Here is an 11,581-nt window from a genome sequence, read left to right as displayed (position 1 = left end):
CGGCGTCACAACAGGCCGTAATAGGCGCTTTTGGCGACGGTGAGCCGCCCATCGACCATCTGATAATCGATCCCGACATCAAACAGCAAATGGTCGAGCCTACTCCGGTTGTCGCGGATGAACCTGATGACATCGTTCGGATAGGCGAGGCGCTCCATGAACAGCAGCAACTTATCGACACCGATCCGCGAGAAGTAGATTCCGTCGCAACGCCGCTTGTTGGCGACGACGATGACGGCGCAGTCCATCAGCTCGGGCCAGAGAATGTCATCGATCGCGACGCTCGGATCGAGATAGGTCGAGCAGGCGATCTTCTCGCGGATTGCGTCGCGCTCGCGACGGGCATCGAAGAAGGCGTAGAGATTGTCGAAGAGCAGGCCCTCGGGGGTTAGCGCATAGGACAGGCCGGAGGACACCGCGCTACCGGGGTTCCCGATATAGAGGCTGGCCGCATCGATACCGCGCCGGCCTGCGCCGAGAGCCGTGTCGAGATCGAGCGACAGCATGAAATAGGGGGTCTGGGCCGGGTCTCTCAACGAGCACGAGACGAGCGGCGAGAGGATGGCGGCGATGCGGCCCAGAGAGACGGTGCGGCTGAGCCGCGCGTAATCGTAGAAGTAGAGTTCCCAGCTGACCGTACCGCCCGCATGTTTGGCGCCCCAGACCGTTTGCCCTGCGCCCAACCCTGCGCGCAGCGTGTCGCAGATCGCAACGAGGCCATCCGGTGCATGGGCGGCCGCCAGGGAATGCCAAAGCAGCGTCGAGGGCCGCAGGCGGCCTGTCGTGGGGCCAAGCGGCTCATAATCCCACAGGCAGTAATCGGCGTAGCGGTCGCCAGGCGCCGCCCATTCCATCCGCTCCGCAGGCAGCTCGATCATGCCTCGCGCGCCCCGAAGTAAACCGTGACGAAGGGCTCGCCGCGCCGCCCCAGCCCGCCTGCGACATGTCCCAGCGTCTCCTGGCGATGGAGATCGACAAAGCGCCGAGTCTCCGAAAGCGGGACGGCCAGATGAGTGAAGGCGGTTTCGATGACGGGCGCGAATGCGCCGACGCTGAGCCCCGTCGCGTAGAGATTGAGGTCGAAGGAGACCCGCGGACTACCGTCCTCACGAACTTCGAGATAGTGGGCATAGCCGGTGCCGTCCCGCTCCACGACATCGAGCACGGCTTCGGCGAGACCGACGGTGAAGGCGCCCCCAGCATCGGCACCGAGCGCAGGCAGCCGCGAGCGGATATCCCCCGCACTGCGCACATGCGGCCATCGGTAGAGCGTCGTCACCACGCGGTCGGGCTTTGCAGGGTCCCATTTATAGGCGCGGTGCACGAGAACAGGCTCCGGACGTGGATCTGCCTCCGGATGATGCCAGATGCGGTCCGCGCGCGTCGACCACTCGACATAGAGCTTGTAGAGAGGGCCGTTGGCGCCGTCCTCATACCCCAGATGCAGGATGTCGGCGCTCGGGATCGCGCGCATTGCCTCGGACCGATAAGGCTCGGCCAAGCCCAAGGCCGCACCGAAATGCCCGACGACGGCGCCGGCGTCATCGCCCAGCGCAGAGCGGTGAAGACTGGTCAGGAAACGCTCGCGCTGCAGCCGGCCAGCTTCCGCCTTGACCGATCGCTCGATCCCGAACGGCTTGTCCAGCGAGGTGACGAGGTCGAAGAGCGTGCGTCCACCCGCCGTTGCGCGCATCTCCATGACCGCATTCGGCAGAGCGATCTGTTCTGGCGCCACGGCAGAGCCTTCCGGCGACCCCGTGCGAGCGCCGTGGATCGCATCCATCGTCCGGGCATGGGACAGCATACCGCGCAGCATTTGCTCGTTCTGCTCCCGAACCCCGGTGAGCAGCCCTGCGACCTGCCGCGGATCGACCAGATCAACGGGGGCGAAAACGCGCCTCGGCAGAAGCTGCGCGGCGACCAGCGTGTGGTAATAGGCGCTTTCGTCGAAGACGTTGGCGCTCATCGGTTCGATCCGCCCGGCTGTTTCATAAAGATCCAACCGGCGCTGTAGAGCAGGCGATAACGCATCGGCGCGGCGGGCGCTCCAGAACGGCTCGATGCGGCGCCCAAGCCCCAGGTGAAGGCGCACGACCTCTTCCGCCGCCGCAACGTCGCGGCCGATTTCGTGATTGAAGGCCTCGCACAATCCAGGTTCGCCAATGCCGCGCGGCAACCATTCCAGAAAACGCTCGAGACTGCGCAGCAGGAGCAGGCCGTCGAGCCCCAGCAGAGGCGGCAGCCCGCCGGCGGCACGCCCAAGCGCAACCACATTGCCGGCCCAGATGTCTTTTCGGAAGCCGGCCTGGAGATGCGCGCGGTCTGCGTCTGCGGCCATGCCTGTCTCGGCCGTCGTTTCGATCGCGATGTCGGCTAAGGGAATCGTTTCGCTGTAACCGGTCGGCAACGCGCGATATCGCGTCACAGGGCGCGGATCGGTAGCCCCATCGATCGGGCGCCGCCGGATCGCGAAGGCCGCTTCGGCTCCAGGCTCGCGCCCCTGCCCCAGCGCTTCACCGATCAGGACAGCCGCCGTCCCCGTCGCGTCGATGAAGTGATCGCCCTCGACTTCGTCGCCGTCTCGCAATCGGAGGCACCGGACGGTCCCGGCGGAAATCTCGGCGCCGCTGACGCGGGCCTCGATCCAGCGCACGCCTTCGACGAGCGCGATGTCGCGCAGCATATCGAGCAGAGGGGCCGCTGCGAGATGGAAGCCGTAGTCGCCCTCTTCCTGAACCGGCGAACGGCCACGCTCGCCGAGAGGCCCGAAACCATGCTCGGCGAGCTGCGCAACCAGCGAATGCGCGCCGTAATCGAGGCCGTCTGCCCCGGCAATACGGTCCTTCAGCCAATAATGAAACAGGTCATGCCCGCCCGGACGCGGGCCGCAGGGGCCGAAGGGCAGGAGATGAGAGCGGCCAGGCGCGAACCAGTCCGTGAAACGGCTCGCCAGGCGATAAGTACCCTGGCAACGGCGCAGCACCGTTTCCTCGTCGATGCCGAGTCCGTGCAGCAGGCGCGTGAAGTCCGGGCCCGTCGCGACCGCGAGATCGCTATCGGACCGGCGACGCGGCGCGACGACGGTAACGCTCCACCCCGCCCGGCGCAGGACACGCTGCAGGAAGGCCGCCGCCAGCCAGCCGGCGAGCCCCCCGCCCGCCACCACCAGCCGTTGCCGCGCACGGCGCTGCAAGGGCAGCCTCTCGGTCATGCCGGGCCGCCCGGCTTGCGCGCGGTGATCAGATGAAACGGTGTCTCGATCTCGACCGTCTCGGCCGTGATCTCCCTGAGCCCGAGCGCACCGAGCGCCTCGATGTAGAAGCCGGCATCGCGAAAAAAGGGGGCAAAGACGAGATTGGCAGCCGCGGCATAGCTCATCGCCATATCCTCGATCGGGATGCGCGCGCGCTCGTAGATCAGGAGCTGCCCTCCCGCCGGCAACGCCGCACAGGCGCGCGCCATCAGCTTGAAGGCCTCGTCGGCAGGCCAGTCGTGCAGCACGGATTTGAAGCTGATCAGATCATGCCCGGCGGGCAGCGCGTCGAAGCGCATGTCGAGCGGCAGATAGGACACGCGCGGCAGTTCGGGCCGGCCCGCCAGCATCTCGCGCCCGATCGCACAGACGACAGGGAGATCGGCGACCGTGGCCGTCAGCTGCGGTGCCTTTGCGCAGGCCCGCGCCGCGAACTCGCCGCTGTTGCCGCCGAGATCGAGCAGCCGGCGCGCACCATCGAGATCGATGCGGTCCCAGCAGGGTCCGGCCTCGTAGCGGGTGAGGCACGATGTGTAGGAGACCCAGCGGCGCGTCGCGGCCAGGTTTTCGGGCGTCAGCTCGAAACAGCGGTCATAGCGGAAAAGCTCGAAGGTCCGCGATTGCGCGATGAACCGGTCCGGCGCATCGATGAAGGCGGCGAAATATTCATCGAGGTCGGCGGATGCCAAAGCGAGGAATCCGAGCTTGGCCTCGAGAAGATCCCGAAACGGCAGGATGCGGCGGAAACTCTCGGACAAGGCGAGGCCGCCGGCCTTCCGGCACAACACGTCGGCCGAGACCAGAAGAGAGACGAGCAGCGCGATGCGCTCCGGCGCGGAACCGAGTTCGGCAGCAAGCTCGGCTTCCTCCAGAAGACGCCGCTCGCCGAGGCGGTCGATAACCCCGCCTTTCAGCGCGTGGTCGATGGCGCGCGCGGCGATGCCATGAGCCAGCAGCGCATCGACGGCCCGGACCGCGGCCACGGTATCGGGTTGGTCGACCACATGACGCGACGGCGGCTCACAGGGCTGAGATGCTGGATCAAGACAAACGCTCATCGCCCCTCTTGCGCCCCACCGCGAAAGCTGTCGCTGACAACTAGAGTGCCGACGAAGACATGGTTCGCGGCGCGAGAGACTTGCAATGGATACAAGAAGCGATCAAGAGCGCTCTTGTAAACGACATCGGCCGGTACATCGCAGGCCGTCGACAGGGATGGGAACGCCGGTGAGCGACGCGGGTCACGAAGCCAAGGGCGGCGAAGCCCGTCAGATCGCCTGGCGCGAGGACGCGATGGCGACGCATTTCGCCAACGTCGTCAACGTCCAGGGTACGCGCGAGCAGGTCGACCTGTTCTTCGGCACCAACCGGACGTGGAACGTCAGCATGCCCGGTGACGTGGTCGTCGACCTCTCGAACCGCATCATCCTGACGCCTCTGGCCGCCAAGCGGCTGCACGCGGTCCTCGGCGGCGTGCTGAGCGAATACGAGAGCCGGCATGGCCGCCTGGATGTCGAGGCCTGACGCGGCTGATGCCGAGGGCCTGACAGGCTCGGGCGGGTCATGAGCGGCGCCGTTGGCACCGGCCGCGCGGAAGAGGCGCGCTCGGACGACCGCATTTTCCTGCTGGAGCCCGCCCTGTGGCAGCAGCTCCAGACCGCGACGACATTCGATGACGCCGCCGTGGCGTGGCTCTCTCTGCAGGCCGCGATGCTGAGCAACACAGTGGCCGGCGCGGTCTTCGCCGGCAGCGGCAGCCAGGATCTCGCAGCGGTCGCGGCCTGGCCGGCAGGTAGCAAAGCCGAGTTGATCGAGACGGCCCGCGCCGCCTGGAACGAGCAGCGCAGCGTCGTTCGCGAGCTGGCGGCCGAAGCCGGCGCGCTGATCGGCGTCCCTCTGACAGACGATGACGGCCCCTTCGCCTGCGCGGTCTTCCATCTCGCGACGCGGGATCCCGAACGCTGGCGCGCCGCCATCCGGCGCATCGGCTGGGGCGCGGCCTGGCTGACGGCAAGGCACTATGGTGAAGCGGGGCGCCGGGATGCCAGGCAGCTCGAACGGGCGCGTGCAGCGCTCGATCTGCTTGCCGGCGCTCTGGAGCAGACCGGCTTCACGGCCGCCGGCGTCGCCGCCGCGACCGATCTCGCCATCCGCTTCGACTGCGCACGGGCCTCGATCGGCTTCTCGCAGGGCGGTCGAACCCGCATCGCGGCGATTTCGCATACGGCTCAGTTCGGCCACGAGATGAACCTCGTCCGTAGCCTGGCCGCCTGCATGGACGAAGCACTCGACCAGCGCAGCCTGGTGCTGTTTCCCGGCCTGGGGGACGAGGCCGTCATCACCACGGCCCATGCCGAGCTGGCGCGCCAGCGCCATGACGGCCGGGTCCTCACTGTGCCGTTCCTGGCAGGCGACCGCTTCGCCGGCGCCTTCACACTGGAGCGCGCGGGTGACCAGCCCTTCGACCCGGAGACCGTCGAGATCATCCGGGCCGCCTGTGCCGCGGTAGGCCCGGTATTGGAAGAAAAGCGGCTGAACGACCGATGGCTGCCACGCAAGATGCTCGACAGCGGGCTGGACGGCGTGAGGCGCCTCGTCGGCCCCGGCCATGCTGCGGCCAAGCTCGCGCTGCTGGTGCTCGCCGGCCTCGTCGTCCTGTTCTCGCTGCTGAAGACGGATTACCGCGTCACCTCCGATGCCCGCATCGAAGGCCTGGTCCGGCGCGCGGTGGTCGCCCCTTATGACGGCTATCTGAAGACCGCCGAGAAGCGTGCGGGCGACACCGTCAGGCAAGGAGAGCTCCTGGCCGCTCTGGAGGATCGCGACCTCGTCCTGGAACGCTTGCGCTGGGTCACCGAGCGCCAGCAACGCATCTTCGAATACGACAAGGCGCTGGCGTCCCGCCAGCCCGCAACCATCAACATCGTACGCAGCCAGATCGATCAGGCGGAGGCTCAGATCAAGCTGGTGGACGAGCAGTTGGCCCGGCTCAAGTTCTACGCTCCCTTCGACGGACTGATCGTCTCCGGCGATCTCAGCCAGTCCATCGGAGGCGCGGTGAGCCGCGGACAGGTGCTGTTCGAGGTCGCGCCCCTGGACGATTACCGCGTGATCCTCAATGTCGACGAACGCGTGATCGCGGACGTCCACCCCGGCCAGAAGGGCGAAGTGCTGGCGAGCGCCCTGCCCGATGAGCCCTACCCCTTCGTCGTCCAGCTGATTACGCCGGTCGCGGAGAGCAAGAACGGCCGCAATGCCTTCCGCGTGGAGGGCAAGCTCGCACAGGCCTCGACGCGGCTTCGCCCCGGCATGGAGGGCATCGGCAAGGTCGATGTCGACCGGCGGCTGCTGATCTCGGTCTGGACGCGTCCGATCGCCGACTGGCTGCGCCTGTCGTTCTGGCACCTTCTTCCCTGACGATGGCCTCGCTCTTCAGTCAATCATGGTATCGGGTGAGCGGCCTCAAGCCTCGGCTGCGCGGCCACGCCCAGATCCACCGGCAGCGCTTCCGCGGCGCCGTCTGGTACGTGCTGCAGGACCATCAGACCGGACGCTTCCACCGCCTGTCGCCCGCGGCGAACCTGTTCCTTTGCCTCATGGACGGGCAGCGCAGCGTGCAGGAGATCTGGGAGATGGTCTGCGCGCGTGGCGACGACGATCCGCCGACGCAAGACGAGACGATCCGGCTGCTCTCGCTGCTGCACGGCGCCGATCTGCTGCAGGGCGCGTTTCCGCCGGATTTCGCCGAGTTGTCCGAGCGTGCCGCCTCGACGGCCCGCCGCACGATGATGGCGCGGGTTCGCAATCCGCTGGCGCTGCGCCTGCCGCTCTTCGACCCCGATCGGCTGCTGGAAGCGCTGCGCCCGCTCTACCAGCCGCTCTTCTCCGTCACCGGACTGGTCTGCTGGCTTCTTCTCGTGCTGACGGGCATCACCATCGCCACGCTGCACTGGCATGAGCTGATCGGCGACGCGGCGAACCAGATGCTCACCGCGCAGAATCTCGCCTTGATGATGGTGACCTACATCGTCGTGAAGGGTCTGCACGAACTCGGCCATGCCTGCGCGACCAAGGCTTGGGGCGGAGAGGTACACGAGGTCGGCGCGATGCTGCTGGTCCTCATTCCCGCGCCCTATGTCGAGGCTTCGGCGGCGGCCGCCTTCGCCAGCAAATGGCAGCGCATGGTCGTCTCGGCCGCCGGCATCATCGTCGAGCTCGCGCTCGCGGCCATCGCCGCGATCGTCTGGGCGCTCGCCGAGCCGGGCCTGGCCAGGGCCGTGGCCTTCAACGTCATGGTGATCGGCGGCGTTTCGACGCTGCTGTTCAACGGCAATCCGCTGCTGCGCTTCGACGGCTACTACATCCTCGCTGACTGGGTGGAGATCCCCAATCTCGGCGCGCGCAGCAACCGCTACGTCTTCTATTGGCTCCAGAAGCATGTCTTCGGCATCCACGATGCCGAAAGTCCCGTGACCGCAAAGGGAGAAAGGGGCTGGCTCGCAGGCTATGCCGTCGCCTCCTTCCTGTACCGGATGATGGTCTCGCTCGCGATCGCCGCCGTCATCGCGACGCAGTTCTTCATCTTCGGCGTGGCGCTCGCGATCGTCGCCATTGCCGGCATCCTCGTGGTGCCACTGGTGAAAGGTGTCCGTTTCCTGCTGCTCGACCCGAAGCTCCGGGGCCGCCGCCGGCGAGCTCTGACGCTGACCGGCGCAGCGGCAGGAGCGCTCCTCCTTCTGGTCTTCGCCATGCCGCTCCCATACGCGACGATCGCCCAAGGAGTCGTCTGGGTCCCCGATCGCTCCGAGCTGCGCGCCCGCGTCGATGGCGTCCTCGCCCGCGTGGCAGCCAGGCCGGGCGAGGCCGTAGCCCGCGGAGAAACGCTTCTGCAGCTCGAGGACCCGGTGCTGAGCGCCCGTGTCGCCGTGCTCGCCGCCCAGTTGGAAGAGCTGCGCCAGCGTTACGACGCCGTGAGGCTGACGGACCGCGTTCAGGCCGAAATCCTGAACGAACAAATCGGCAGCACCAGCCAGACCCTCGATTCGTTTCGCTCCAGAACCGCAGACCTGACCCTGACTGCAGGACAGGAGGGCCGCTTCATCCTGCCGGAAGCGACCGATCTCGTCGGGCGCTACGTGCATCGCGGCGATCGCATCGGCTATGTGCTGGAGGCGGAGGACCCGGTCATCCGGGTGGTGGTGCCGCAGGCGGATATCGACCTCGTCCGCTCCCGGCCCGGGCCGGTCGCGGTGCGCCTTGCCGACCGCGTCGAGGAGGTCCGGCCGGGCGCGATCCTGCGCGAAGTCCCCGGCGCGCAGTCCGAAGTCCCGAGCCCCGCCCTCACGGCACCCGGCGGCGGCCCCATTCCGATCGACATGAGCAACCCGCAAAAGCCGCGCGCGCTGCAGAGCATCTTCATCTTCGACGTTCAGGTCGCCGGCGGCATCCCGCTCGATGTGCTGGGCGAGCGCGCCTATGTCCGTTTCGACCATGGCCGCGAAGCGATCGGCTGGCGGGTGCTTCGCAGCCTGCGGCAGGTCTTCCTGAGCCAGTTCCGTGTCTGACGGCGCCGGAACACTTCCCAGGCTCCAAAAGCAGCGGCCGCTCCCGCCCGCCCGCGCCTGGGCCGAACGAACGGTACCGCCGGAGGGCAAGCTCGACCGGGCGCTGAACTGGGCCGTCGGGATCGCGAGGGCACGCCTTGCCGCCTTTTACGGCCTCCGCTATCGCGCCATCGCCGAGCATGCGGCGGCGCTGGCGCCCGAGCTGGCGGGTCTTTCCGTCGAAGCATTGCACGCTCGGCTGCCGGCCGTGACGAGCGCCCTGCGGCGCAGTGAGTCGCCCCCGCCGGAAGCGCTCGCGGCGGCCTTCGCTCTGGTACGCGAATGGTCTGGCCGTCTGCTCGGCCAGCCGCATTACCCAGTCCAGATCATGGGCGCGGCCGCACTCCTCGACGGGCGCATCGCCCAGATGGCGACCGGCGAAGGCAAGACCTTGACCGCAGCGCTCGCCGCCTCGACCGCTGCGCTTGCCGGTATCCCGGTCCATGTCGTCACCGTGAACGCCTATCTCGCCGAGCGCGACGCAGAAACCATGGGTCCGCTCTACCGGGCACTCGGTCTCAGCGTCGGGATCATCCGCGAGAAGCAGGAGCTGCCGGAGAGGGCGGCCGCCTATGCCTGCGACATCACCTACTGCACCAACAAAGACCTCACCTTCGATTACCTGCGCGACCGCATCACGCTGGGCCAAAGGGCCAGCGACGTCCGCCTCAAGCTCAACGAGCTGCTCCGGCCGTCGGGGCCGGAGCCGCGGCTGAGGCTTCGCGGGCTGCATTTCGCGATCGTCGACGAAGCCGACAGCGTGCTGGTCGACGAGGCGCGCACGCCGCTGATCATCTCGGCCGAGGTGCCCTCCCAGTTCGCGCCGGAGATGCTGACCCGTGCCCTGTCGGTCTCGCAGTCGCTCACCCAGCCGCGGGACTATGGCATCGTGCCTGGCGAGCGGCGCATCCTGCTTCATCCCGCCGGCCTGGAGGCGATCGAGGCGGCGACGTCGGCGGACGGGCCGGGATGGCGCGCAAGGGTCACGCGCGAGGAGCTGGTGCGGCAGGCACTGACGGCACTCCACCTCTTTCACCGCGACGAGCACTACATCCTGCGGGACGGCAAGGTGGTGATCGTCGACGAGTATACCGGCCGCGTCATGCCTGACCGGGCTTGGAGCGACGGTCTCCATCAGATGATCGAGCACAAGGAAGGCTGCGCGCTCTCCGCCGGGCGCAGCACGCTTGCCCGCATCACCTATCAGCGCTTCTTCCGCCGCTATCGCCGCCTCGCAGGGATGACCGGCACCGCGGGCGGGATAGAGGCAGAGCTCTGGGCGATCTTCCGCCTCTCCGTCGCGCGCATCCCGACCCATCGGCCGATCCGAAGGCGGCATCTGCCCGATCTCGTCTTCCCCGACACGACCGCGAAATGGCAGCATGTGACGGCGCGCGTCGCTGCGCTCCACGCCGGTGGCATCCCGGTCCTGATCGGCACGCGTTCCGTCGCCGCCGCCGAGGAGGCGAGCGGGCATCTGGGCGATGCGGGCCTGAACCATACGCTGCTCAGCGCCGCGCAGGACAAGGCGGAGGCAGAGATCGTCGCGCTGGCCGGCGGACAAGGCCGGATCACGGTGGCGACCAACATGGCCGGCCGCGGCACCGACATCAAACTCGCGCCGGGCGTCGCCGAGCGCGGCGGCCTGCACGTCATCATGATCGAGCGGCACGATGCCAGGCGCATCGACGACCAACTCGCCGGCCGCAGCGGCCGCCAGGGCGAGCCCGGCTGCTTCCAGGCGATCCTTTCGCTCGACGATCCGCTGCTGGACGGGCGGCCACTGAGCCGGCTGCTCGGCCGCGCGGTGCTCGCCACGCTGCCGGCCTCGCTCGCTCAGCCGATGGCGCGTCGCCTCCTGCGCTTCGCTCAGGCCCGTGCGGAACGCCTCCATGCGCGGATGCGCCGCGAGTTGATGAATTCGGACCAGAGCCAGGAGCGGATGCTGGCCTTCTCCGGCCATTCCGAATGAGGACCGTCCCATGACCTGCCTTCGCTTTTCGCTTCTGGCGCTGACCGGCACCTGGCTTGCGATCCTGAACCCTATGGCCCGTGCCCATGCACAGATCGGGCCGTTGGATTGCGTCATCGAGCCGGCCCAGCGCGTGAAGATCGGCAGCGCCACACTCGGCATCCTGAAGAGCGTGGCGGTCAATCGCGGCGATGTCGTCGAGGCGGGCCAGATCATCGCCCGTCTCGACACCAGCGTCGAGGAAGCCAATCTCGCCCTCGCCGAGGCCCAGGCGAAGAACGACGCCCCGGCCGAGGCGCAGCGGGCCCGCGTCGAGCTCTATCGCCGCCGCCTCGAGCGCCAGAACCAGCTGTCGAAGGGCGTTACCACCCAGGACAAGGTCGATCAGGTCGAGGCCGATTACGAGATCGGCAAACGCGACTTGCAGACCGAGATCCTCAAGCACGAACTGGCGATCCTCGACGTCGAGCGGGCCCGCGCGCAGCTCGACCTCAGGATCATCCGCAGCCCGTTCAACGGGCTGGTCTTCGAACGGCTGATGTCGGGAGGCGAATTCGTGCGGCAGGACAGCGCGATCTTCACCCTGGTCCAGCTCAATCCGCTCTATGTCGAGGCTTATGTCGGCGTCGGCGAATGGAACAGGCTCAGGATTGGAGCGAGCGCCACGGTATCGCTGGATGCGCCGATCGGCGGCAGCTATCCGGCGAAGGTCACGGTCATCGACCATGTCTTCGATGCCGCGAGCGGCACGTT

Annotated in this window: 8 protein-coding genes; 5 read left to right on the top strand and 3 right to left on the bottom strand. The window is 67.7% G+C overall.

All coding sequences use genetic code 11. The annotated features are described in order from the left end of the window. Positions 1-5 precede the first annotated feature (5 nt). From Q0Q36_RS17985 to Q0Q36_RS17975, 3 genes are read right to left on the bottom strand one after another with little or no spacing between them, the layout of a single operon-like run. On the bottom strand, positions 6-878 hold the full coding sequence (locus Q0Q36_RS17985; RefSeq protein WP_293799996.1) for a hypothetical protein: 873 nt from the start codon (positions 876-878) through the stop codon (positions 6-8). Next, complete coding sequence (locus Q0Q36_RS17980) at positions 875-3,211, bottom strand: tryptophan 7-halogenase (protein ID WP_293799995.1); 2,337 nt, start codon at positions 3,209-3,211, stop codon at positions 875-877. The genes Q0Q36_RS17985 and Q0Q36_RS17980 overlap by 4 nt, the downstream gene beginning before the upstream one ends. Then, complete coding sequence (locus tag Q0Q36_RS17975; protein ID WP_293799994.1) at positions 3,208-4,257, bottom strand: methyltransferase; 1,050 nt, start codon at positions 4,255-4,257, stop codon at positions 3,208-3,210. The genes Q0Q36_RS17980 and Q0Q36_RS17975 overlap by 4 nt, the downstream gene beginning before the upstream one ends. A 223-nt stretch (positions 4,258-4,480) precedes the next feature. Between Q0Q36_RS17975 and Q0Q36_RS17970 the strand changes: the two genes are divergently transcribed. The 5 genes from Q0Q36_RS17970 to Q0Q36_RS17950 form a co-directional block, all read left to right on the top strand. Beyond that, the gene (locus Q0Q36_RS17970) at positions 4,481-4,777 is read left to right on the top strand and encodes a DUF3467 domain-containing protein (RefSeq protein WP_293799993.1); all 297 of its coding nucleotides are present in this window, start codon (positions 4,481-4,483) and stop codon (positions 4,775-4,777) included. A 39-nt stretch (positions 4,778-4,816) separates the two neighbouring features. Then, positions 4,817-6,670: an HlyD family efflux transporter periplasmic adaptor subunit gene (locus tag Q0Q36_RS17965; protein ID WP_293799991.1), complete on the top strand. Its 1,854-nt coding sequence runs from the start codon at positions 4,817-4,819 to the stop codon at positions 6,668-6,670. A gap of 35 nt (positions 6,671-6,705) precedes the next feature. Further along, positions 6,706-8,817 carry an HlyD family efflux transporter periplasmic adaptor subunit gene (locus Q0Q36_RS17960; protein ID WP_293799989.1) on the top strand — a complete coding sequence of 704 codons (2,112 nt, stop codon included), beginning with the start codon at positions 6,706-6,708 and terminating at the stop codon, positions 8,815-8,817. Then, positions 8,810-10,828, top strand: coding sequence for a preprotein translocase subunit SecA (locus Q0Q36_RS17955; RefSeq protein WP_293799987.1), 2,019 nt, complete (start codon positions 8,810-8,812; stop codon positions 10,826-10,828). Before Q0Q36_RS17960 ends, Q0Q36_RS17955 begins: the two co-directional genes overlap by 8 nt. A 10-nt stretch (positions 10,829-10,838) precedes the next feature. Next, the coding region (locus Q0Q36_RS17950) for an efflux RND transporter periplasmic adaptor subunit (RefSeq protein ID WP_293799985.1) at positions 10,839-11,581 on the top strand (743 nt) is incomplete at its 3' end.

This window comes from uncultured Allobosea sp., assembly GCF_945957345.1.
Taxonomy (GTDB): domain Bacteria; phylum Pseudomonadota; class Alphaproteobacteria; order Rhizobiales; family Beijerinckiaceae; genus Allobosea.
The sequence above is the reverse complement of the archived record's forward strand: the minus strand, read 5'-3'. Positions and strand labels throughout refer to the sequence as shown.

Coding starts and splice junctions, on each gene's coding strand:
- Q0Q36_RS17985 (WP_293799996.1), bottom strand. CDS start 878: ATGATCGAGCTGCCTGCGGAGCGGATGGAATGGGCGGCGCCTGGCGAC.
- Q0Q36_RS17980 (WP_293799995.1), bottom strand. CDS start 3,211: ATGACCGAGAGGCTGCCCTTGCAGCGCCGTGCGCGGCAACGGCTGGTG.
- Q0Q36_RS17965 (WP_293799991.1), top strand. CDS start 4,817: ATGAGCGGCGCCGTTGGCACCGGCCGCGCGGAAGAGGCGCGCTCGGAC.